Origin of the sequence: Nitrosophilus labii (assembly GCF_014466985.1) — a bacterium.
Taxonomy (GTDB): Bacteria; Campylobacterota; Campylobacteria; order Campylobacterales; family Nitratiruptoraceae; genus Nitrosophilus_A; species Nitrosophilus_A labii.
On record NZ_AP022826.1, the window covers coordinates 1,605,892 to 1,628,890 of the forward strand.

At 35.2% G+C, this 22,999-nt stretch carries 22 protein-coding genes; 5 read left to right on the forward strand and 17 right to left on the reverse strand.

Going from position 1 to position 22,999, the window contains the following annotated elements; translation table 11 throughout:
• Positions 1-2: 2 nt before the first annotated feature.
• Positions 3-1,367, reverse strand: a complete 1,365-nt coding sequence (gene mgtE / locus NIL_RS08085) for a magnesium transporter (RefSeq protein WP_187647271.1) — start codon at positions 1,365-1,367, stop codon at positions 3-5.
• Positions 1,360-2,556, reverse strand: a complete 1,197-nt coding sequence (locus NIL_RS08090; RefSeq protein ID WP_187647272.1) for a peptidoglycan DD-metalloendopeptidase family protein — start codon at positions 2,554-2,556, stop codon at positions 1,360-1,362. Before NIL_RS08090 ends, mgtE begins: the two co-directional genes overlap by 8 nt.
• A gap of 149 nt (positions 2,557-2,705) precedes the next feature.
• On the opposite strand from NIL_RS08090, the gene NIL_RS08095 reads away from it, so the two are divergent.
• The 3 genes from NIL_RS08095 to NIL_RS08105 all read left to right on the forward strand — a co-directional run bounded on the left by NIL_RS08095 (position 2,706) and on the right by NIL_RS08105 (position 5,690).
• Positions 2,706-3,407 carry a plasminogen-binding N-terminal domain-containing protein gene (locus NIL_RS08095; RefSeq protein WP_187647273.1) on the forward strand — a complete coding sequence of 234 codons (702 nt, stop codon included), beginning with the start codon at positions 2,706-2,708 and terminating at the stop codon, positions 3,405-3,407.
• Positions 3,404-4,786 (forward strand): glycolate oxidase subunit GlcD, encoded by a 1,383-nt coding sequence (glcD, locus tag NIL_RS08100; protein ID WP_187647274.1) that lies wholly within the window; start codon positions 3,404-3,406, stop codon positions 4,784-4,786. Before NIL_RS08095 ends, glcD begins: the two co-directional genes overlap by 4 nt.
• Before the next feature lie 79 nt (positions 4,787-4,865).
• Positions 4,866-5,690, forward strand: a complete 825-nt coding sequence (locus NIL_RS08105; protein ID WP_197972073.1) for a YihY/virulence factor BrkB family protein — start codon at positions 4,866-4,868, stop codon at positions 5,688-5,690.
• On the opposite strand, the gene NIL_RS08110 is transcribed toward NIL_RS08105, so the two are convergent.
• The 13 genes from NIL_RS08110 to NIL_RS08170 form a co-directional block, all read right to left on the reverse strand.
• Positions 5,601-6,866, reverse strand: a complete 1,266-nt coding sequence (locus NIL_RS08110; protein ID WP_187647275.1) for a ComEC/Rec2 family competence protein — start codon at positions 6,864-6,866, stop codon at positions 5,601-5,603. The two genes, NIL_RS08105 and NIL_RS08110, sit on opposite strands and share 90 nt — an antisense overlap.
• Before the next feature lie 331 nt (positions 6,867-7,197).
• Positions 7,198-8,610, reverse strand: coding sequence for a replicative DNA helicase (locus NIL_RS08115; RefSeq protein WP_187647276.1), 1,413 nt, complete (start codon positions 8,608-8,610; stop codon positions 7,198-7,200).
• A 91-nt stretch (positions 8,611-8,701) separates the two neighbouring features.
• Positions 8,702-9,760 carry a flavodoxin-dependent (E)-4-hydroxy-3-methylbut-2-enyl-diphosphate synthase gene (gene ispG / locus NIL_RS08120; protein WP_187647277.1) on the reverse strand — a complete coding sequence of 353 codons (1,059 nt, stop codon included), beginning with the start codon at positions 9,758-9,760 and terminating at the stop codon, positions 8,702-8,704.
• Positions 9,761-10,132, reverse strand: coding sequence for a type II toxin-antitoxin system VapC family toxin (locus NIL_RS08125; RefSeq protein WP_187647278.1), 372 nt, complete (start codon positions 10,130-10,132; stop codon positions 9,761-9,763).
• Complete coding sequence (locus NIL_RS08130; protein WP_187647279.1) at positions 10,129-10,350, reverse strand: hypothetical protein; 222 nt, start codon at positions 10,348-10,350, stop codon at positions 10,129-10,131. The genes NIL_RS08125 and NIL_RS08130 overlap by 4 nt, the downstream gene beginning before the upstream one ends.
• 34 nt (positions 10,351-10,384) lie before the next feature.
• On the reverse strand, positions 10,385-12,256 hold the full coding sequence (locus tag NIL_RS08135; protein WP_187647280.1) for a primosomal protein N': 1,872 nt from the start codon (positions 12,254-12,256) through the stop codon (positions 10,385-10,387).
• Entirely contained in the window at positions 12,253-12,936 is a 684-nt protein-coding gene (locus tag NIL_RS08140; RefSeq protein WP_187647281.1) for a hypothetical protein, read from the reverse strand. Before NIL_RS08140 ends, NIL_RS08135 begins: the two co-directional genes overlap by 4 nt.
• Positions 12,926-13,708 (reverse strand): hypothetical protein, encoded by a 783-nt coding sequence (locus tag NIL_RS08145; RefSeq protein WP_187647282.1) that lies wholly within the window; start codon positions 13,706-13,708, stop codon positions 12,926-12,928. Before NIL_RS08145 ends, NIL_RS08140 begins: the two co-directional genes overlap by 11 nt.
• Entirely contained in the window at positions 13,705-14,307 is a 603-nt protein-coding gene (locus tag NIL_RS08150) for an ATP-binding cassette domain-containing protein (RefSeq protein WP_187647283.1), read from the reverse strand. The genes NIL_RS08145 and NIL_RS08150 overlap by 4 nt, the downstream gene beginning before the upstream one ends.
• 37 nt (positions 14,308-14,344) lie before the next feature.
• A complete protein-coding gene (locus NIL_RS08155) occupies positions 14,345-14,890 on the reverse strand; it encodes a type II secretion system protein (RefSeq protein WP_187647284.1) in 546 nt (181 codons plus the stop codon).
• A gap of 45 nt (positions 14,891-14,935) precedes the next feature.
• The gene (locus NIL_RS08160; protein WP_187647285.1) at positions 14,936-15,517 is read right to left on the reverse strand and encodes a type II secretion system protein; all 582 of its coding nucleotides are present in this window, start codon (positions 15,515-15,517) and stop codon (positions 14,936-14,938) included.
• A 135-nt stretch (positions 15,518-15,652) separates the two neighbouring features.
• Positions 15,653-15,868, reverse strand: coding sequence for a hypothetical protein (locus NIL_RS08165; protein WP_187647286.1), 216 nt, complete (start codon positions 15,866-15,868; stop codon positions 15,653-15,655).
• The gene (locus NIL_RS08170; protein ID WP_187647287.1) at positions 15,865-16,095 is read right to left on the reverse strand and encodes a hypothetical protein; all 231 of its coding nucleotides are present in this window, start codon (positions 16,093-16,095) and stop codon (positions 15,865-15,867) included. The genes NIL_RS08165 and NIL_RS08170 overlap by 4 nt, the downstream gene beginning before the upstream one ends.
• A gap of 119 nt (positions 16,096-16,214) precedes the next feature.
• Here NIL_RS08170 and uvrB point away from each other — a divergent pair, with 119 nt between their 5' ends.
• Entirely contained in the window at positions 16,215-18,245 is a 2,031-nt protein-coding gene (uvrB, locus tag NIL_RS08175; RefSeq protein ID WP_187647288.1) for an excinuclease ABC subunit UvrB, read from the forward strand.
• Between the two features lie 30 nt (positions 18,246-18,275).
• Here the strand turns inward: uvrB and NIL_RS08180 are convergent, their stop codons facing one another.
• Both NIL_RS08180 and NIL_RS08185 read right to left on the reverse strand, forming a co-directional pair.
• Positions 18,276-19,964: a Na/Pi cotransporter family protein gene (locus NIL_RS08180; RefSeq protein WP_187647289.1), complete on the reverse strand. Its 1,689-nt coding sequence runs from the start codon at positions 19,962-19,964 to the stop codon at positions 18,276-18,278.
• Between the two features lie 125 nt (positions 19,965-20,089).
• Positions 20,090-20,734, reverse strand: a complete 645-nt coding sequence (locus NIL_RS08185; RefSeq protein WP_187647290.1) for a carbonic anhydrase — start codon at positions 20,732-20,734, stop codon at positions 20,090-20,092.
• 103 nt (positions 20,735-20,837) lie between these two features.
• On the opposite strand from NIL_RS08185, the gene NIL_RS08190 reads away from it, so the two are divergent.
• A complete protein-coding gene (locus NIL_RS08190) occupies positions 20,838-22,928 on the forward strand; it encodes an RNA degradosome polyphosphate kinase (protein ID WP_187647291.1) in 2,091 nt (696 codons plus the stop codon).
• Positions 22,929-22,999 lie beyond the last annotated feature (71 nt).

A 22,999-nucleotide genomic window follows, 5' to 3' on the forward strand; every position in this document is an offset into this window, starting at 1 on the left:
CGTTAATTAACCAGCATAATCTTAGCAAGTCCCAAAAAGGCGAAAAAACCCACAACATCGGTAACGGTCGTCAATACCACGCTACTTCCAACGGCAGGATCTGCTCCTATCTTTTTTAGAACCAAAGGTATAACCGCTCCGAAAAAACCCGCTGCCAAAAGATTTATAACCATAGCAAGAGCTATTACGACACCTAAGAGATGATCGTTAAACCAAAACCAAGCGATAGCTCCCATCACCACCGCAAATATTAGACCGTTAAAAAGCGCTATAAGTGTCTCTTTTATAAGTGCTTCTTTTGCGTTATCCCAGTCTATCTCTCCTAAAGCCAACTTTCTAACTACAACAGTTAGCGTCTGTGTTCCGGCGTTTCCGCCCATAGAAGCCACTATAGGCATCAAAACGGCTAATGCAACATATTTTTGAATAGTCTCATCAAAAAGCCCGATCACTACTGAAGCCAAGATAGCCGTCCAAAGATTGATAAATAGCCACCAAGCCCTTTTTTTGGTTACTATCTTGATATCATCTTCCTCTTCCGCATCATCTTCCACACCCGCTAGGTTATAGATCTGTTCGGTAGCTTGCTCTTCGATAAGGTCTATGATATCATCTGAAGTTATTCTTCCTAAAAGTTTTCCGTTGTCGTTTACTACCGCTAAAACCGGCAAATTATAATCTTCAAACTTTTTAATCACATCTTTTATAGGCTCAGTCGCCCTTACCGTTATAGGTTCATACTTTCCCTCTTTCATAATATCTTTAAATCTCTTTTTAAAATCAAAGGTTATAAGATCTCCAAGAGGTATAATAGCTTTTAAATGCCTATCATCGTCAACAACGTAAACCTGCTGAATATTTTCAAGTTCGCCCTCTTCTTTAAGTTTTCTGAGTCTCTTTATAGCCTCATCTATTGTTTCGTCAACTTTAGCCTCAAAAACCTCAAGCTGCATATAGGCACCGGCTTGAGTCTCATCATAGATACTAAGTTTTTCTATATCTTTTTTATCTTCTTCACTAAGGTTTTCGTAAACTTTTCTCTCTAAGTTCTCATCAATCTCTTCGATATCTTTTATAAGATCGGTAGCGTCATCCGACTCTAACTCTTTAATGGCCACCGTTAATTTTTCGGCCGATAGATGCTTTATCGCATTTTCTTTCAAAGACTCCGGAAGTTCTAGTAAAACTTCACCCAAAATTTCAGGCGGAAGCTTTTTTAGATAGTTGTAGTAAGCCTCTTCATCCTCTTTTTTAACCTTTTTAAGGTAAGCGGCTATTTCGGAGGGTGGAATAGTTTTATTTCTGTTTTCGTTTTTTATTATACTTTTTATATTTTGTCCTATTTGTGAAAATTTAAACTTATCCATCACCGCCCTCCTTTTTGATGGAACTATTGTCCTCTATTAAAGAAACCATAAAATCAAACTCTTCATACTTTTTAGGTTTAACACCCAAAGCTATAACATTTTTGATCTCACTTTTATATTTGGCCGCAAGTTTCATAAACTTTTTTCTCTTTTTAGAAGATAGCTTACTTTTAGTTATCTTTACAATCCTTAGCGGATTTATGGGGCGGTTGTATTTATAAAGACCAAAATGCAGATGCGGTCCCGTACTAAGTCCTGTATTTCCCACATAACCAATAATTTGTCCCTGTTTTACGTACTTTCCTCTTTTTATCCCTCTTCTAAATTTGGAAAGATGCGCATAAAGAGTTTTGTATCCGTCACTATGCTTTATGATAACTACGTTTCCGTAACCTCCTTTTCTACCGGCAAAAATCACTCTTCCGCTGCCTGCGGCCATTACAGGCGTTCCTTTTCTAGCCGCAAAGTCTACGCCTAAGTGGGCTCTATACTTCTTAAGCACAGGATGATAACGTCTTAGAGTAAATTTTGAAGTAATTCTTGCGTTTCTAACGGGTCGTTTTAGCAAAAAACCCTCAACTTCCCTACCTTTATCGTCATAATATCTTCCCTCAAAAAGATATATATAGTGTTTTTTACCGTTTGTCTCCACCATAGCCGCCTCTATCACCGGAGAACCGAAAATTTTTCCCATCCTTATTTTTTCGTTATAAACTATGGCAATTTTGTCCCCTTTTCTAAGAGACCTTCTAAAATCTATACTATTTTTAAAAGCCGAGACAAACTCGTTTGCTAGCTTTTTATTGCCCGTCTTTTTGACTATATCTTGATAAGGCGAGTGTTCTATCTCCAATACAAAAGAGTCTCTTACCGTCTGATAAACGATGGGCGTCAACTCCAACGTATATTTATCTCCTTTTTTTAATATATGTATTTGAAGCTCTTCATTTATCGGAATAAGTATCTGTTTGATTTGGCCATTCTCTTTTAGCGTATAATATCTCACGCCAGCGATAATCTCATCGGCCAACTCTTTCGTTTCTCTATCAAGATCGTAATATAGTTTTTGAGGAATGGAGTTTTTTTCAAAAAAAGTTAAAAGCGTCTCACCGCTTTTCCATCTACTCTCTTCCAAAACGGCGCCAAAAGTAGATATTAATATTAAAACTATTAAAAAGAGGAATCTCATCTATAAATTCTCCGGAATGTATTAAGCTGCCAATTTTACCAAAATTGCACTTAAGAAAGTACTACTTAAGTCGCAAATAAAAGCTATTTTAATCATAACACTCCATCTTTTTTGATATAATCATCAATAAATTTACTTTAGGAGAGAGTGTGAAAAGATTTTTTATTTTGCTAGTGGCAACGGTTTCGCTTTTTGCCTCGATTGAAGCCAATAAAAAAAGTAAAATCCTTAGTATTGACAAAAAAGAAGCAACGATAGAAAAAGTAAACGCGCCTATTGGAAGTTCCGGAGTCGTTATACACCACTTTGATAAAGAACACGCCACCATAGTGGCCGGTGTTGAGCTTATAGAGCCAAATAGAGTAAGATTTACTATGTTTAACGCCCTTAAACAAGAATCGCTTCCAACACCCAATATTTTACCGAAAGTAAACGACGAAGTTATTTTAAACTATCTTTACGATAGAGGCGTAGTTATAGCACCGAACTTTAAAACCTACGAAGAGATAGTAAAAAAACATCCCGAAATAGAGTGGGTACATCCCGACCTTTTCGCGGCTCAACTATCCCAATATCAAAATCCTGCGCCAACAAAAAAAGATTTTCAAGATTTCTGCAACAAATATGCAGTCGGAATAGTATATTTCGCTATAGAAAGTAACGGCTTTTTCGTAGATTGTCAAAGTTTTAAAAAAGTAGCTCGAGAGACTATAACAAAAAAAGGGGTTGAGATCCAACTTCCGTTCTACTCTAGGATAAAAGAGATTGAAACAAGTTGGCTTAATTTCTACGGAAGCGGAGAGATAACCAACTACGACAACTACTATAACAATCTTATGGAGTCAAGATGATAGAGAAGAAGCATATTGAAGATTTAAAAAAACTTATAGACGAAGAGAACGTTAAAAGCGATAAGGCTCATTTACTAGCTTACTCTTACGACGCTACTAGGGAACATTTCAAACCCGAATTAGTAGTTTTTCCAAGAAACGAAGAGGATGTTAGCAAAATTTTAAGATATTGCAACGAAAACCTAATTCCTATCGTTCCTAGAGGTGCCGGAAGCGGTTTTACCGGCGGTGCTCTTCCTGCAAAAGGGGGAATTGTTTTAGCGGTAGAAAAGTATATGAATAAAATATTAGAGATAGATATGGAAAATATGGTTGCGCGAGTCCAACCTGGAGTCATAAACAAAGAGCTTCAAAGAGAAGTTGAAAAGGTTGGACTCTTCTATCCGCCGGATCCCGCAAGTCAAGAGTACTCTACCATTGGAGGTAACGTTGCCGAAAATGCAGGAGGTATGAGAGCCGCCAAATACGGGATTACAAAAGATTACGTTATGGCCTTGAGAGCTGTTTTACCAAACGGAGACATCATAAGAGCCGGTAAAAAGACCATAAAAGACGTAGCAGGATACAACCTTGCCGGAATTTTAGTGGGAAGCGAAGGAACTTTAGCGGTTATAACGGAAATAACCCTAAAACTTCTATCAAAGCCTAAACTTACAAAAACCGTTATGGGAGTTTTTCCTACAGTCAACGATGCTATGAACGCCGTTTATAAATCTTTAGCTGGTGGAGCCAATCCCGTAGCTATGGAGTTTTTAGACAACCTTACCATCAGAGCGGTGGAAGAAAAGTTTCATAAAGGCTTACCAGTCAACGCAGGAGCGATACTAATAAGCGATATAGACGGCAACGTAGAAGAGGAGATAGATTATCAAATATCTCTTTTGGAGAAATTTTTCAAAGAAAATGGCTGCAGCGAATTTAGAGTCGCCAAAGATGAAAAAGAAGCAGCCGATATATGGTTTGCTAGAAGAAACGCTAGCCAAAGCATCACCATATACGGAAGCAAAAAGATAAACGAAGACGTTACGGTTCCAAGAAGTATGCTACCGAGGTACCTTGAAGAGGTTGAAAAGATATCTAAAAAATATGGAGTCAAAATCCCATGTTTTGGACATACCGGAGATGGAAACGTTCATACAAACGTTATGGTAGATAAAAATGATCCAAAACAGATTGAGATAGGATACAAGGCTATTGAAGAGATTTTTAAGATGACTATAGAGATAGGCGGAACCCTAAGCGGCGAACACGGTATAGGACTTAGCAAAGCACCTTTTATGAAAATGGCTTTTAGCGAAGAAGAGCTCAATCTATTTCGCGCCATCAAAAAAGCTTTCGATCCAAACAACATACTAAATCCGGGCAAAATGGGGTTGTAGGTGGAAGGCTGAAAGTGGAAGAGATATGGCTAAGCGGTTAATGACCAATGTCTAATGTCTAATTACAAAAGGTATAATTTTGCGAAAAAAAATTATTAATTTATATAAAAATATCTATGATGAAAATATTACTCTTTACGCCTCTTCCTTAAGTTTTCATACGATTTTTTCCATAATTCCTCTTCTTTTAATCTCATTTTCTCTCTTTACAAAAATGCCTAGTTTTGAAAAATATTACGACAAAATCAAAGAGTTTATATTTTCGAACCTTATGCCGACCCATCAAGAGACCGTATCAAAATATCTTGAAAGCTTCTTGCAAAACAGTGAAAAGTTAGGGATTATAGGTTTTGTATTTGTTATTTTCGCATCGTTAATGTTTTTTCAAAATTTCGAATATATAGTAAACAAGATCTTCAAAACAAAACAAAGAGGTATATGGCAATCTATCACTACATACTGGACTTTGGTCACTTTAGGCCCTATAGCTTTGGCGCTCTCTTTTTTTCTCTCAAAGCAGATCCAAGAACTTTTAAACAGATTCGAATATACAAGCTGGATTAACTTTTTATCCATTTTTCCATATCTAATCATCTGGGGACTTTTTTTTATAACCTATATAATCTCCGCCAATATAAAAATTTCGCCAAAAGCCGCGCTAATTTCCTCATTTGCAGCTTCTCTAACTTGGTATATTAGTAAATCTTTGTTTGTATATTATGTAATTTACAGCAAAACCTATCTAACTATCTACGGCTCTTCAAGCGTAATTTTGTTCTTCTTTTTATGGATCTATATCTCATGGATAATATTTTTATACGGTTTGAAGCTTTGCTATTTGATAAATAAAAAAAGAGATATTGACGAAGATAAAGAGGTAGAAGATCCGCTTTTTATAGATTGATAAAATAGATATTAAGATATAAAAAAGCAAAAACCAAAAGGGTGTTTCAAAGTGAAACTTTGCAAAATCCATTGAAAAAAATTTTAACAGATACTGATCCAAAGCGCCACCAAAACCTACGATATGTAAAACAACAAAGAGCGGATAAAAAAAAGTAAAAATCATACTTATAAACGGCGAAAAAAACTGCATATAGGAAAAATTTGAAAAAAAATAGTGAACTACCGGAATCATCGCAAAAAATACCCAAAAGTTCAGTAAAATAAAAATTAGCCACTTATTTAACCCTTTAAAATAGTGCAAAAAAAGATATATGTAAAAAACGCCCGAAACGGAGAGCCAAAAACCTACGGAAAAAAACAGATTTGGAAAAAGCGCCAAAATCACCAAAACAGCCCATAATAGAGTCTCAAAAGATAAAATCTCGATATTTCTAAAAAAAAGAAAAAAACCAAATACCATCATCACATAGGCTCTTATAAGAGATGGAACCTCTCCCAAGAAAATAAGATAGCTCAAAGTGACCAACGAAACTACTACCATAGCGTCAAAAACTCTATTTCTATACGGAAAAAATCTTTGGTGTAAAGGTTTATAAAAAAGATAAAAGATAAAAAATATAACCGCAGCAATCAAACCTAGATGAAATCCGCTAATCGCCACTAGATGACTTAAACCCAAAAATGAGAGCTTCTCTCTTAACTCTTTTGAGATAGGCTCTGCTAAAAAAAGGGCATTATAGAGCTCTTTTGATAAAGAGTTTTCGTGCTGTAAAGAGATAACTTTTGAAACTCTATTTTTTATCGAAGTATCAGGAAGTACACCTTTTATATAACTTACCGTATAAAAGCCTTTTAAAAAATCGAAAAAATTTTTCTTAAATCTTGTTTTTATGAGCAATACTTCGACCCTTCTTCCTCTTAAATCTTTCAAATCCTCTTTTGAAGTGGTATAAAAAGTAAAACCATCTTCACTTTTTAACTTTAATACGTAGTAGTTTTTCTTTTTATACTGATTTAAAACTTCGGCAACTGTAGTGAAATATTTTGATGAGGCAATTTTTTTATATTTATAATACTCAAAAGAGAGATTTAGCATAAAGATCAAAAAAAGAGCGATAAAGGCGTATAACCTCTCCTTATGACTCATAAAGAGAGGAACTTTAAAATCATTCAAACGTTACCTCTTTTTCCGTGATTCGTAATTCGTGATTCGTAAATGGAAATTAGGAATTAGGAATTTGGAATTGGGAATTAGGATTTTTGGTTGAGTGGTTAAATGGGAATAAGAGTTAAGTGCTCAAAGTTAATGGTTAAGGATTAAGAACAAAGAACAAAAACTTAATACTAAAATTAGCACTTAACACTAAAACTTCACCCACACCCACACTCACCACTAACGACTAACGACTATCGATCCCCACAACTAACCAGCAACCATTCACTCCCCACCAACATCAACACTCACACCTCTTCATCCTTCAATCTTCACTCCTCTACTAACCAACTTAAATCTGCGGAATATCAATATTAGACTCCCTCATCTCATACTCTCTAATTGTCTCGGTAGCTTCTTCTGCAAACTTAACATAATCTTTATGGAAAAAGAGTTTTACAACGCCGGTTGGTCCGTTTCTTTGTTTTCCAATGATGATTTCAGCTTCTTCAACCTTCTTTTCAGGTATCTGAACATCCACTTTTTCGCCTTTTTTGGCTGCTTCTTTCGCTTTTTCTTTCATCTCTTTTATCTTATAAACATCATCCCTATAAACAAAAAGTATCACATCGGCATCCTGCTCAATAGCGCCCGATTCTCTAAGATCACTAAGCATTGGCCTTTTATCAACCCTGCTTTCTAGTGATCTGTTTAGCTGAGAAAGAGCGATTATTGGAAGTTCTAGTTCTCTTGCGAGGAGTTTCAGGCTTCTTGAGATTTCACTGATCTCTAAATGTCTCTCTTTATTGGCGCCACCGCTCATCAACTGCAGATAGTCTATAATAGCCAGTTCGATATCGAGATGAGTCGATTTAAGCTTTCTTAGTTTGGCTCTTAGCTGATGTATGTTTATAAGACCTTCATCGTCTATAAAGAGTTTTCTGCTTGCCATATAGTCACTTACCCTACTTATCTCACTCCACTCTTGATCGGTAAGATTTCCTACTCTTAAGCGCTGTAAAGGAATAGCGGCTTTTGCACTAAGCATTCTAAGAAGAAGCTGCTCAGCCGGCATCTCCAAAGAGAAAATAGCTACACCTTTGTTGTGATCCAAAACGTTTTGAGCTATGTTTAAGCTAAAAGCCGTTTTTCCCATAGACGGCCTTGCTGCGATAATGATCAAATCTCCCGGGCTAAATCCGGCGGTTTTAAGATTTAGCTCATGAAAACCTGTATCAAGACCTACCAAAATTGAGTTGCCCCTCTCTTTCATCTTCAATATGTGAGTAAGAGTATCTTTAACGACTTCGGCCGAATCTTTGAAATCTTTAGCACTAGTTTCTTGGGTTATCTTGTATAGTTTGGATTGTACGGTATCTATAACATCGGTTACTGGCAGATCCTGCTCGATTGTTATCTTCTTTATCTCCGTAGTTAGATGAATAAGCTCTCTTTTTATAGCTTTCTCTTTTATCTCTTTAACGTAAGCAGCGGTATTTGATAGAGGGTTAGCGGCTAAAACTTCTAAAAATTCGTTTTCGTCAAACTGATTTTTAAGAGAGAGTTTTTCTTTCAAAAACTCTTCATCTATGGGCTGATCTTCTTTAAAAAGCTCCTCCATAGCCCTAAACAGGTTTTTATGGAACGGGTGATAAAAATCTTCCGGCTTTAAAACTGCGGCTATATCTTCATAAAGTTCAGGATCAAAAATAATAGAACTTAAAACTGCTCGTTCTATATTTAGATTGTATAAATGCGCTTCCAAAATACCCTCTTTAGTTCTCTTTAGTTTTTAATTTATTATATCATTTTTAAAAATTTTAGTTCGTCAAAGGAAATATAAGAGTTATTAGAGATTAGTTCTCTTTTGCCAACTTCTCTACTTCTTGCAAAAATTTATCTACTAGCTTATTTTCAGGAAGCTTTGCCACAACTTCACCTTTCACCATAACAAGACCGCTTCCTTTACCGTACGCTATGGCTACGTCGGCGTGCTTAGCTTCTCCGATAGCGTTTACTACACAACCCATAACGGAGATATTAAGAGGTTTTTTTATATGTTTTGTCTTCTCTTCCACTTCTGCAACAGCTTTTACCAAATCGACCTCTATCCTACCGCAAGTTGGACAAGAGATGATATTTACTCCCTCATTTGCGACACCGCTATCTTTAATGATAGCACGTCCAACTTCCACCTCTTTTTCAAGCTCACCGGTAATAGAAACTCTTATGGTATCGCCAATACCATCTAAAAGCAAAGATCCTATACCTATAGCCGATTTAATAGTAGCATGAAACACTGTTCCTGCTTCTGTTACTCCTAAATGAAACGGATACGGTACCAAAGGTCTTAAAGTTCTATAAGCCTCTACGGTTCTTGGAACATCACTCGCTTTTAGACTGACTTTAATATCGGTAAAATCTAGATCTTCTAAAAGTTTTATGTGATAAAGCGCAGATTCCACCATTGCTTTTGCGCCTACTCCGTACTTTTGCTCTATCTCTTTTTCCAAACTCCCGGCATTAACGCCTATTCTTATAGGTATATTTCTTTCTTTACAAGCTTTTACCACCTCTTTTATACGCTCTTTACTGCCGATATTGCCCGGATTTATCCTTATACAGTCAACAACCTCGGCCGCAATGAGAGCTAGTTTGTAATTAAAGTGTATATCGGCAACCAAAGGCAAAGAGATCTCTTTTTTTATCTCTTTTAGAGCTATTGCGTCTTCTTCTTCCGGAACCGCGACTCTTACTATATCGCACCCGGCAAAATGGAGTCTCTTTATCTGCTCTACGGTGGCTTTTACGTCTCTTGTTTTAGAATATGTCATAGATTGAACGGATATGGGAGCGTCACCGCCAACTGCTACATTTCCTACATATATCTTTTTTGTTGGATATCTTTTATTCATTTATACCTCTAACAGTTTAATCTTATCTAAATATTTAAAATCTTTTAAATTGAGTGTACAAAGATAGCAATTTTTCTTAATTGCAGTAGCCGCTATCAAACTATCTGGAATATTTAGATTATGACTTTTTGAATATTTTTTTACTAAATTAGTCGCAATTTTTGAAATCTCTTCGTCAATATACACAATTTCAAAATTTAAAAAAAACTTTTCTAGTTTTTTTATCTCCATTTTATTAAATGCGCCATAAAATAGCTCCATTTGAGTAATTGAAGAGATTATAACCTCATCCTCTAAACCATTTAAGAACTCAACTATTTTTCTATTATTTTTTAATACTTCTATTAAAATATTCGTATCCAAAAGTATCATTTTTTCCAGGCCGACTCTCTTAAACTTATAAGATCCATATTTTTATCTTCCCATAGTCCCGCAATCTCATTAAAATTAATCTTTCTGTTTTTTTTCTTCTTAATCTCTTTTTTTAAAACACTTCTTATATAAGAAGATATGCTTTCTCCCCTTTTAAACGCCTCTTTTTTTATCTCTTCAAATAGTTCCTCTTCAAAATATATTTGGGTTCTATGCATTTATACTCCTACATCACTTTTATACATTATTATATCACACAATATTAATCGGATCCATATCAACTTCTGTTAGCTCGATTTTTGATCTATTTATGGCGTTTATCAAAGCTTTTGCCAAATCACTTCTTAAAATTATGTTATATCTGTATCTCCCCGCTATCTTCTCTATAGGAGCTTCTCCAAAACCCACTATTTCTATATCTTCAAATCTTTTTAGTTTTTTTAACATCTCTTGCATACTCTCTTGCGCCTTTTTTCTATCTTTGTGAGAAAAAAGGGCAATAGCTAGTCTCTTAAAGGGAGGATACAACCCTTTTCTAAACTCTATCTCATCTTTTAAAAACTTCTCAAAATCTAGATAATTTTCAAAAAAATCCCGATTTAGAGTCTGCACCAAAACTTTTCCCTTCTCTTTTCTTCCGCTTCTTCCGGCAATCTGCAAAAAAAGAGATACCGCTTTCTCTCTTGCTCTAAAATCGGCCATATTTAAAACATAGTCTATTCCCAACACAACAGATAGCGCTACATCCGGATAATCATGCCCTTTTGAGAGCATCTGGGTACCAACTAAAATATCTATCTCTTTGTTTGCAAAACTTTTTAGAGTATTTTGAAGTTTTTTATGGGTAGTTATCTCATCTTTGTCAAATTTTGCAATTTTTGCATCTTTGAAAATCTCTCTAAGCTCTTTTACAATCTCGCTAGTGCCGATTCTATTGGCTTTGAGATTTTGCGAAGAGCAAGATGGACAATTTTTTGGTATCGGCTCGGCAAAGTTACAGTAGTGGCATACAAGCGCTCTTTTGTCAAAATGCAAACTCATACCCACATCGCAATAGGGACATTTAACCGCTTCGCCGCAATCAGAGCATATCAGATATTTAAAGTTTGCTCTTGTCGGTAAAAATATAATAGATTGCTTTTTATTTTTTAATGTCTCTTTTATATGCTCAATCACCAAAGACGTCAAAGATGTTAGCTCATTTTCCCAAACAAACTCTTTTTTTCCTTTATAAAAACTACCTTTGAGTCTAAAGTGAGGAAATTTTAAGTATGAGTTTAAAGAAGGCGTAGCGCTTCCCAAAACAACACTTATTCCCAGTTTTTTTCCAAAATAGATAGCCAAATCTTTCGCGTTGTATCTAGGGCGGTTATGAGCTTTGTAACTATCATCATGCTCTTCATCCACCACAATCAAACCCAGATTTTCCATCGGCAAAAAAAGAGCGCTTCTAGGTCCCGCAACTATCTTCACTTTACCACTATAGATATCTTCTAAAATCGCCTCTTTTTTCTTTTTGGATATTTTGCTGTGCCATATAGCCACACTTGTTCCAAAATACTCTCTTAGTCTCTCCTCCATTTGAGGAGTCAAAGAGATCTCTGGCATTAAAAATATCGCGCTTTTACCTTTAGCCAATATCTCTTGAAAATATCTCATATAAATTTGCGTTTTCCCGCTTCCCGTATCTCCAAAAAGCAAAGATATCTGATGAGATTTTATAAACTCTAATGCCTCTTTTTGTTCTGCAGATAGTTCAATTGTGGACTGCGTAATCGGTAACTGAGAATTGGTTGATAAATCTTTTTTTATTTTCAAATTTTTAGTTACAAATCTCTCTTTTTTAAAAGGAACAAAAAGGCCGAGCGCTTCGCCAATAGAGCAAAAATAGTAAGTTGAGATAAACTTTGCAATCTCCATATAATTTTTAGGCAGATAAAATTCGGTTATATTCATTATCTCTTTGCACTCAAAAGAGGGCTTTTTGGTCTCTTTTAATATGTATCCTTTATATAGTCTCTTTTTTATCTCAACCTCGACTAAAGTTCCCACTTCTAAGGAGTCTTGATGGGAGTATGTAAGCAACAGAGGTTTTTGGTTTATAGCTACGATGTAGTATCTCATCTGTTAATAAGCTCTTTTAGTTTTTTTTCTATCTCTTTTTTCTTAGCCGGATCTTTCGTGTTTTTTAAAAGCCACTTTAGATCTTCGATAGCTTGAGCGCGTTTTCCTTTTTTATCCCTTGCGTAGATTAGCATATCCTCTATCCAATCTTTTACAAGGATGCGTCCTAGTATCTTTTGGCTATCCGGCAATAGCGTAGCTTTTTTAGCCAAAGAGGCGATATACTCATCATCAAGCTTTTTTTCATCCTCATACGTTAATAACAAAATTATTTCTAAAAAGTAGAGTTTAAAGTCGTTTTTATTGAATATCCTAGCCGTTTTTATAAGCTCCGTTGCCAAATCTACTCTTTTTTTGATAGAAGCAAGATAGGTTGCGGCATAATTTACAGCTGGATAAAAAAATGGATCCATTACTATGATAGTTTTAAATGCTCTATAAACTTCCATCTCGTCAACTTTGAAACTATCCCCTACAGCAACTTCACCTACCGTATTTGAGAGAAGCCAAAGTTTATCCGCGCTCAACGTATGAGTATAGTTTGTCAAAGCCCTAAAAAAAAGAGGTTTGGCAAATAAGATCTCATTTACAACCAAACTCTCCCTAGTCGGCTTTGGAGTTATATAGACAAACCCTACAAGTAGTGAGATAACTACAAAAATAGAGACTCTATTCGCCAAAACGAAGTACCCTTTTTTGATATTTTATATATGAAACTAAAAAGATTAAAACCGCCAAAATCAAAAAGTATCCGACCGGATATAAAAAAAACTCTTCCTTTCCTATCAATGCTCTATTTACTACCTGCGCCTGCTTGTCAAAATATGAAAAATTGGGTACAAAATAGTAAAATAGAGTCGAAATCTTTTCTAAAAACTGCTCTTTTTTTATATAGTGGGCATAAACGTAAAACTCATCCAATCCGTTTCCTATAAAAAAAAGAGCAACGCTGTAAATAACGGAGTTCATTAGCGAAACAAAATTTGAAAAAAGAGTGATAAAAAAACTAAGCAAAATAGCCGATAGAGTATATAAAAAGAGCTGCCATAAAACCTGGTAAACAAACTCTTTCTCTAAAAGATAGAGTACAAGGGAGTCGATCATAAAAAATGAGACAAAAATAGTAAAAACCATAAATATAATCGTTAAAAATTGTCCTAAAAGATACCCTCTTCTGCTAAGTCCTGTTGACAAAGGAAGTACAAAAAGTCCAAGTGTCCTCTCTTTTTGCAAAAAATCAAAAGCGTAAAAAAGAGCCGCAACATGCAACAAAAACATCTGAGAAGTTAAAAGAACGTCCTCTAAGAGTTTATATTTTCTAGCAATATCTATATCGCTAAGTCCCAACGCTATTACTATCATTATCACCGCTAAAAGGATAAAGAGAGTAGTCGCTTTCTCTTTAAATAATGACTTAGAAAAAAACTTTACCAAACTAAAAACTTTTTTCATCTAATCTTCTCCGGACGATATCTAAAAAGCAGAGCCTCTAACTCTTTTACATTTTTTGGATATCCTTTAAACTCTATCTTTCCCTCTTTTAGTATCCAAATCTCATCCTCTAGCGCCAAAGCCAGTTCTAAAGAGTGTGTAGATATTATGAACGAGTGTTCTTTTTTTAGAGTTATTAAAAGTTTTTCAATCTCCGCTCTTCCAAAAGGATCTAGGCCGCTTGTGGGTTCATCCAATATCAACGTTTTTGGTTTTCCTAGAAGCGCTATAGCCAAAAGAAGTCTTTGTTTCATTCCCTTTGAATACTTTTTTATAGGAGTATTTAGTTCAACTTCCAAAGCTACGCTTTTTAAGAGTACATAAGGATCAAAATCTTTTACGTCTCTTAAAACGGCCATCATTTTAAAATAGTCCATAGCGCTCATATTTAGATCCAAAAGCGCAGCTTCGGGAGCATAACCGATATCTTTTTTATCGATATTTGGCAAATGATCTTTGAAATGCGGCAAAAAAGGGTGATCTGAAAGTTTTGAGTAAAAACCGAGCAGAAAGTTTATAAAAGTGCTTTTTCCAGCCCCGTTGTGACCAAGAAGTATCATAAAGTCCTCTAGATTTTTTAAGAAATTATAGCAGAAGTTATTTTTTTAGACCTAAAATCCCTTGATGATTATCATAACGCCAATACATACCTTTTTTAAGTTCGGCATTTTCGTACGTTACAAAGTTGGTAGCCGGGCCTGTTAGATATTCGTATCTTTCCTCAACTCTAGTAGAGTTCCAATCTTTTATGGTTGGAGGATCAAGCATCAAAGGAGCCAACGTTTTGTAGTCTCCTATATTAGTACCGCTGCCTATGCTAAGATTGTTATCTGTAAAAACACCGGTCTCTTTAGCTGTAACGGTTACGGGATATCTCTGCGAAGAAAAAATTACGGCACAATCGTATCTGTTTCCATCTTTTCCGATGATGGAGACAGTTTTGTTTTCTTCGCTTGGGTGTAACAGAGCCCATCCATAAAAAGATAAAATAGACTGTCTTGCTTCACCTATAGTCGATTTTTCAACGGCGCTTAAAGCGTCATCTTCTATAGATTCAAATCTACTTATAGCTATAGTAGTAAGCACGCCGATTATAACGATAGCGAAGATAAGCTCGATGATAGTAAAAGCTCTACTTTCCATAAACTAGGCTTTAAGAAGGAGAGTTCTTCTCTCCTTCTTTAAGTGTTAATAAGTACCATCTTTAAGAGAAAAAGTACCATTGGAAGCGTTATACAACCAGTACTTATTGGTATTAATTTCAGCAGCGGTATCGGCTATAGTAGTAGAAGCCGGACCTACGATTTTAGTATTGTTATTATCAGCTTTTGTTTTATATCTCTCTCTACCGTCCGGCTCAAGCACGATAGCTAAAGCCGCACCATCAAGTTGCTCAGCAGTTTGAGTAGCATTAACTTTAGTGTTAATTGTATAATCTGCGGTAGTGGTACTTAACTGAAAAGGATATTTGGTTTTTGATAGCTCAACGTCGGTAGTGCCTGGAGTAGTACCGTTAAAATCGTAGTTTACCGTAACATAACCTTGATCTCCATCCTTATCGACTACGGTGATATTAAAATCAGTTCCTCTAGCTAAAGCTTTTCCTCTTAAAGCTATAACTGCGCTTCTTGCAGCGGCTATACCGCTTTTTTCACTAGAAATCAACGCATCATCTTGCACTCCTGCCAATCTTGGCAAAGCAACTGCCGCTAAAATCCCGATGATCACGATCACGAAGATCAACTCGATCATTGTAAACGCTTTACGCATCGCATCTCCTTTTGATGAAATTTTTCTGGGTCTTCCCAGTAGATAGATTATCGTATATTTTTGATAAATATTTACTTAAAATTTTTTAGCAAATAGTTATGTTTTTCATAAGAAAAAAATATAAGAAAAAATTATCTAAGAATCTAGTTTTTTTAAAAGTTCATGTAGTTTTTTTTCCATTAGAAAGTATTCGAAGTTTTTTTTAAGATAAGCTTCAAGCAAAGCCTTGACGGAGTTGTTTCCATCCATATTGAGATCTTTGCTCATAGCCTCTATAAGCTCATCTGCCAGTGCGTCTTCAATGTTAATATCGTAAGTTTTACCAGCTACCGTTACGGATATCTTTTTCATTGTCCAAGAATCTTTTCTACTCTTTCAACAATCTCTTCAAGCTCCATATCTTTTAAACTTATCTCCTCTTGAAGCTTTTGTATCTCTGCGTCCTTAACTTCGTTGCTCGCTTTGCAAGTAACTAACTCCCGTCTAAGATTTTCATTTTCTTCTCTTAACATCTCAAACTTTTTTAAAAGCTCCTCAATCTTTTGATTAAGTTTTTCCAATACGTTAATATCACTCAACTCCCATCCTTTCAAAAAATCTCCCAAATATCCCGTTTCTGCTTCAAACCGTTTTAATTTGGCTATTTGCTATAATTTTATCAACTTTTATCTAATAATATTTTAAAGCAGGAGAAAATTTGGCAAAATTTGAACTTATAAGTAACTTTAAACCCTCAGGGGATCAGCCAAAGGCCATAGAGAAACTGACTCTTTCTGTAAAATCGGGCAACAAATATCAAACTCTTTTAGGAGTAACAGGTAGCGGCAAGACATATACTATGGCCAAAATCATTGAAAATCTCCAGATGCCAACCCTTATCATGACTCACAATAAAACTTTAGCCGCCCAACTTTATAGCGAATTTAAAGGTTTTTTCCCAAAAAATCACGTAGAGTATTTTATAAGTTATTACGACTATTATCAGCCCGAAGCGTACTTGCCAAGACAAGATCTTTTTATAGAAAAAGATAGCTCTATCAACGATGAGCTAGAACGCTTAAGACTCTCGGCAACCGCCTCGCTTTTAGAATTTGACGACGTTATCGTAGTTGCTAGCGTAAGCGCAAACTACGGACTAGGAAACCCAAATGAATATAGAAAAATGGTTCAAAAACTAGAAATTGGTCAGGAAATAAACCAAAAAGAACTTCTATACAGACTTGTAGAGATGGGTTATAAAAGAAACGACAATTTTTTTGATAGAGGTGATTTTAGAGTTAGCGGAGACGTTATAGATATATATCCGGCTTATAGTGAAGATGAAGCTATAAGAATAGAGTTTTTCGGTGACGAGATCGAGTCGATTTACTATTTTGATGTACTAACCAATAAAAAGATAAAAGATATCAAATCTATCACAATCTACGCCGCAAACCAGTTTATCGTTGGACAAAACCGATTAGCCCAAGCCATAAAATCTATAGAAAAAGAGTTAGAAGAGAGATTGGAGTACTTCAAAAAAGAGAACAAGCTTTTAGAGTACCAAAGACTCAAACAAAGAACGGAGTTTGATCTAGAGATGCTAGAAACTACGGGAACATGCAAAGGGATAGAAAACTACTCAAGACACCTCACCGGTAAAAAACCCGGAGAAACTCCCTACTCTTTAATCGACTACTTTGAAGCGATGGGGAAAGATTATTTAATCATTGTTGACGAGTCTCACGTTAGTCTTCCCCAATTTAGAGGGATGTACGCAGGAGATAGAAGCAGAAAAGAGGTATTGGTAGAGTACGGTTTTAGGCTGCCTAGCGCACTAGATAACCGTCCATTGAAATTTGAAGAGTTTATAAACAAAGCCCCTCACTATCTTTTCGTTTCAGCAACTCCAGGAGAAACGGAGCTTGAACTAAGTAGCGTTGTTGCAGAACAAATCATCAGACCTACAGGACTTTTAGATCCAATCGTAGAGGTATTACCTTCACAGTATCAAGTAGAGACTCTATATGATGAGATAAAAAAAGAGGTTGCAAAACAAAACAGAGTCTTGATAACCACTCTTACTAAGAAGATGGCGGAAGAACTTACAAAGTATTACGCGGATTTAGGACTTAAAGTAAGATATATGCACTCAGAGATCGATGCTATAGAGAGAAATCAACTAATTAGGGGGCTTAGACTTGGTGATTTTGACGTTTTGATTGGGATAAACCTTTTAAGAGAAGGTTTAGATCTTCCGGAAGTAAGTATGGTGGCAGTTTTGGACGCGGATAAAGAGGGTTTTTTAAGAAGCGAAACATCTTTGATTCAGACTATGGGGAGAGCCGCTAGAAATGAAAAGGGAAGAGTCTTGATGTTTGCGGAAAATATCGAAAAAAGAGTAGTTGTAGACGATATAGAAACTCTTGAGAATATAAAAGATAAAATCACTAAATCTATGTATAACGCTATAAAAACAACCGTTGATAGACGCCATAAGCAAAAAATTTACAACGAAAAACACGGCATAATACCTAAAACTGTCAAAAGAAAACTGGATGAAAATCTAAAGATGGAAGATATCGACGTGCTTTATGAAAAGAAAAAGAAAATAGAAAAACTCCCGCCAAAAGAGAAGGAGAAAATCGTAAAAGAGCTAAGACGCCTTATGCATGAAGCGGCAAAAAAACTAGAATTCGAAGAGGCCGCAAGACTAAGAGACGAAATAGAGAAGATAAAAAGTCTATAACGGGCTTTTGTTTAGTTGGGTAATATAAAATCAAGCGGCTTTTTTACTATTTTCAAATCCGTTTTCCGTCAAATCAATCATAGGCAAAAATAGTCTATTTGCGCTCTCTATAAGATTTTTAGAGGCAAAAAATATCGCTCTGTTTACATTTAAAATAGTAGCGGCGCTCTCTTGAGCTATATCATACTCTTTAATCCTTTGAGCTATAAAAAAGATAGCGTTTTTATTATCTTCTGATATCTCATTGTATATACGAACGATATCCGCTACTCTACTCTTTTCACCTTCTATAACTCTCATAATATTTTTAAAAAGTTTTGCTACACTATATCTAAAATGTTGATATATAGAATACTCATATTCGTTTAAACTTAGGGCAAATCTATCCATATCCTCTTTTATATCTTTAAAGGTTTTAGAAGCAAACATCATTTTATCTACCGCTTCCGTAATCTCGCCAATCTTTTTTACCTCATCCTCTTTTAGCTCTTTCGATTTTAAATCATTTGCATAAGATATGATCATAATTTCAAGTTTTTTTAAGTTCTTATAAAGCCTACTGTAGTTTATATCCAAAATATCACTATTTTTTTCTAAAATCTCTTTTGTTTTTAATTTCTCTACCATAACATCTTTTGGTCTAATATTTATTATAAACAGACAAAACTCCAAAGTGTTTTTATATAAATGCAAAGATTCATTTTTCAAAGCCTCAAGCGCAACTTCAGGTATATCGGTTGGAACCTTGGTTATATAATGAGCTATAGGTGTTTTTGTCTTAGTAAAGAGAGTATTTAGATATTTGGCTAAAGAAGATATAAAAGGAGAAAAAAGTAATACGCCCAAAAAATTAAAAATAGTGTGAAATAGAGCCAGTGCCGTAGTTAGATCATCTTTTAAAGCAAGATATTCCAATATAAACCTGCTCAAATAGGGAAGCAATATCAAAGCCAAAACTCCAGTAGCCAAATTAAATATCAAATGTGCAGCGGCGATTCTTTTCTTATCAGGCGTTCCTCCAATGGAACCAAGCATTGCGGTCACCGTAGTTCCTATATTTGCTCCAATGACCAAAGCAGCTCCCATATCAAAAGTTATAATCCCCGAATATAGCGCCGTTAAAAAAATAGCGGTTGCGGCGGAACTAGACTGAATAACTGCGGTTAAGACAAAACCGACGGCAACCATTGCAAAAGTTCCATAGGAAGCATACTCTTTTAGATCGAAATTTTGCGCAAATACTTCCATACTCTCTTTCATATAACTAAGACCCAAAAAGAGTAATCCTAGCGCAAGTATTAATTTGGCCAAAGTAGATATTTTTTTATTTTCGATAAAAAAGAGGAGTAGAAAACTACCGACTCCTATTAAAGGTAAGGCAAAGCTCTCGATATTTAGTTTAAAACCAAAAATCGCCACTACCCAAGATGTAAAAGTAGTTCCTATGTTTGCACCAAAAATTACTCCTATACCGCTTTTAAGGTTTACAAAACCCGCACCTACAAGTGACAAAACTATCAACGAAACCAACGAACTGCTTTGTAAAACAGCGGTAGCCAATACTCCTATAAATATGGATTTTAAAACTGTTTTTGTAGAATTTTGAATGATTTTTTTGAAACTTCTTCCCGCAAGCTTTTTCATACTCTCTTCCATTAGAAGCATTGCGTATAAAAAGAGACCTAAGCCGGAAAATGCCAAAATAAGATTTTGATACATAAACTACCTTTTATGGAGATAAAACGGTTAAATAGTTAAGTAGTAAAAAAGATAATATGGTTAAATGCTATATTCTAAATAATTATGTTTTTGCCAATAAACTACGATTCAAAAACTAAAACACCTCAACTATCCACTAATTCCAAAGGGAAAAAATCTTTTTTTTCACTGTCATAATACTCAATTTCCCCGCTCTCTATCTTATAATACCATCCATGAAGAAAGAGTTTCTCCTCTTTAGTTCTTTTTTTAACTTCCGGATATGTCAAAAGATTTTCTATCTGAACTAGTATAGATATCTTCTCAGTAAATCTAAGAAGTTCATCTTTATTTTCCTCTCCTACTGCTTCTAGTGCCGCCTTTTTTGCGGGAATACCGATCTCAAGCCACTTTTTAGTATGTATCAACTCAGGAGTATCCGGTATATCCTTATATAACGACTCACAAGCCCCGCAGTGAGAGTGTCCGCAAACTATAATGTTTTCTACCTGCAAAACACTCACCGCATACTCGATTGCCGCCGCAGTTGCGTGAAAGTCGTAATCGGGTTTAAAAGGAGGTACAAAATTTCCAATATTTCTCAAAACAAAGAGATCTCCCGGTTTACTTCCCGTTATCAAAGAGGGAATGACTCTTGAATCGCTACAGCCTATAAAGAGCGCTTTTGGGCTCTGTCCTTTTTTTACAAGTTCTACAAAAAGATCTTCATGTTTTTTAAAATAGATTTTTTTAAACTCTACATGTTTCTTTATAAGTTCATTTATCCTCATTTTATCCCCTTTACATTTAAAACTTTTACACTATTTAGCTCAACTATAAAGATTTTATCTTTTGTTTGCTAAAATTTTATATAATTGCTTAAAAAGGGAGCAAATGATAAATCTAAAAGATCCGAAATTATTCATAAACAGAGAACTATCATGGCTTAGATTTAACTCAAGAGTTTTGGAAGAAGCGCAAAAAAGAGAAAATCCTTTGCTTGAGAGACTCAAATTTTTAGCCATATATGGAACCAACTTGGATGAATTTTATATGATAAGGGTTGCCGGACTAAAACAGCTTTTCAAATCAAGAGTATCAGTAACCGGCCCAGATAAAATGTCACCACTTGCTCAACTTAGGGCTATTAGAGATTATCTTCATAAAGAAAAACTTGAGGTTCAAAAGATTTTCTACGAAATTATAAATGAACTTGAAAACGAGGGACTCTTTATAAAAAATTACAACGATTTGGATGAAAAGACAAAAAAAGAGGTAGATAACTACTTTTTTACGCAACTTTATCCGGTAATAGTGCCTATAGCCGTAGATGCAACACACCCTTTTCCTCATCTAAACAATCTTAGCTTCGCCCTTGTCATAAAACTAGCGGATATGCAAAACGAAAACGAAATCAAATATGCGCTTATTAGGATTCCAAGAGTCTTGCCAAGATTTATTCAAATAGATAATACCTACGTTCCTATAGAATCTTTGGTTCAAGAACATATAAACGCACTTTTCCCCGGATATAAACTCATTTCAAGCGCTCCTTTTAGAGTAACTAGAAACGCCGATATAGAAATCGAAGAGGAAGAGGCAGACGATTTTATGGAGCTTTTGGAAGAGGGATTGAAACTTAGAAGAAAAGGAGAGATAGTTAGACTTGAAATAGGCGAAAATGTAGATGAAGACCTTCTTGAATTTTTAAACTCTCACATCAAAGTCTTTAAAGATGATATCTATAAATTCAAAATTCCTCTAAATCTCGGAAGTTTTTGGCAGATTGTTTCCAATAAAAATTTCGCTCATCTGCTTTTTGAACCATACACCCCAAAAACTTTACCGCCTCTAGATCAAGAGCCTATATTTGATATTATGGAGCATGAAGATATATTACTCTTTCATCCTTATGAAAGTTTTGATCCTGTAGTTAAGTTTATAGAAGATGCGAGTAAAGACTCCGATGTTTTGGCTATCAGAATGACGCTTTATAGAGTAGGAAAAGATTCGCCTATAGTTAAAGCGCTTATTGAGGCCGCAGAAAGCGGCAAACAAGTTACCGCTTTAGTTGAACTAAAAGCCAGATTCGACGAAGAGAACAATCTTATATGGGCTAAAGCCTTGGAAGACGCCGGAGCTCACGTAATTTTTGGGATACCCGGATTTAAAGTTCACGCTAAAATAGCTCAAATTATAAAAAAAGAGGGTGATAGATTAAAACAGTATGTTCATCTAGCAACAGGCAACTACAATCCCAGTACCGCGAGAATCTATACCGATACAAGCTATTTTACTTCTCAAAAAGATATTACTGATGATGCCACAAGATTTTTTCACTATTTAACGGGTTTCTCAAAAAAAGGAAAACTAAATACTCTGTATATGTCCCCTACACAAATAAAACCGAAACTGTTAAGTCTTATAGACAATGAGACCAAAAAAGGGAGTGAAGGAAGAATTATAGCTAAAATGAACTCTTTGGTGGATCCTGAAGTTATAGTAGCCCTGTATAAAGCGTCAAGGGCCGGAGTCAAAATAGACCTGATAGTTAGAGGAATATGCTGTTTAAGACCAAAAGTAAAAGATGTAAGCGAAAATATAAGAGTAATCTCCATAGTAGGAAAATATTTAGAACACGCAAGAATATTCTATTTTAAACATTCCAATCCTCAGATCTTTATCTCAAGCGCCGACTGGATGCCAAGAAATTTAGAAAGAAGAATAGAACTAATGACGCCTTTATTTGAAAAAGAGCTTTCGGAAAAACTTTTTGAAATACTCAATCTTCAAATAAACGATAACGTTTTAGCGAGAGAACTTCAAGAAAACGGTGAGTACAAAAGGATTGAGCGTATAGGAAAAACACCGATAAATTCCCAAATAGTTATGGAAGAGTACACCAATATGCTTTACACGTCACATAAAAAAAGTAGTGTTAGCAGAGCAAAAAAACTGGCAAGAAGACTTTTGAAAGAGAGTTAAAAATGACAATATCACCACATATAAACTTAAACTTTTTTAACTGCTCAACAATTTTAACTTTTTTAACTATT

Bases quoted from the DNA above. Each gene is read 5' to 3' on its own strand.
- mgtE (WP_187647271.1), bottom strand. From the start codon at position 1,367: ATGGATAAGTTTAAATTTTCACAAATAGGACAAAATATAAAAAGTATA.
- NIL_RS08135 (WP_187647280.1), bottom strand. From the start codon at position 12,256: ATGAGATACTACATCGTAGCTATAAACCAAAAACCTCTGTTGCTTACA.
- NIL_RS08155 (WP_187647284.1), bottom strand. From the start codon at position 14,890: ATGGAAAGTAGAGCTTTTACTATCATCGAGCTTATCTTCGCTATCGTT.
- NIL_RS08180 (WP_187647289.1), bottom strand. From the start codon at position 19,964: ATGTATCAAAATCTTATTTTGGCATTTTCCGGCTTAGGTCTCTTTTTA.
- NIL_RS08125 (WP_187647278.1), bottom strand. From the start codon at position 10,132: ATGATACTTTTGGATACGAATATTTTAATAGAAGTATTAAAAAATAAT.
- ispG (WP_187647277.1), bottom strand. From the start codon at position 9,760: ATGAATAAAAGATATCCAACAAAAAAGATATATGTAGGAAATGTAGCA.
- NIL_RS08130 (WP_187647279.1), bottom strand. From the start codon at position 10,350: ATGCATAGAACCCAAATATATTTTGAAGAGGAACTATTTGAAGAGATA.
- NIL_RS08165 (WP_187647286.1), bottom strand. From the start codon at position 15,868: ATGAAAAAGATATCCGTAACGGTAGCTGGTAAAACTTACGATATTAAC.
- NIL_RS08160 (WP_187647285.1), bottom strand. From the start codon at position 15,517: ATGCGTAAAGCGTTTACAATGATCGAGTTGATCTTCGTGATCGTGATC.
- NIL_RS08090 (WP_187647272.1), bottom strand. From the start codon at position 2,556: ATGAGATTCCTCTTTTTAATAGTTTTAATATTAATATCTACTTTTGGC.
- NIL_RS08185 (WP_187647290.1), bottom strand. From the start codon at position 20,734: ATGAGGATAAATGAACTTATAAAGAAACATGTAGAGTTTAAAAAAATC.
- NIL_RS08190 (WP_187647291.1), top strand. From the start codon at position 20,838: ATGATAAATCTAAAAGATCCGAAATTATTCATAAACAGAGAACTATCA.
- NIL_RS08145 (WP_187647282.1), bottom strand. From the start codon at position 13,708: ATGAAAAAAGTTTTTAGTTTGGTAAAGTTTTTTTCTAAGTCATTATTT.
- NIL_RS08150 (WP_187647283.1), bottom strand. From the start codon at position 14,307: ATGATACTTCTTGGTCACAACGGGGCTGGAAAAAGCACTTTTATAAAC.
- glcD (WP_187647274.1), top strand. From the start codon at position 3,404: ATGATAGAGAAGAAGCATATTGAAGATTTAAAAAAACTTATAGACGAA.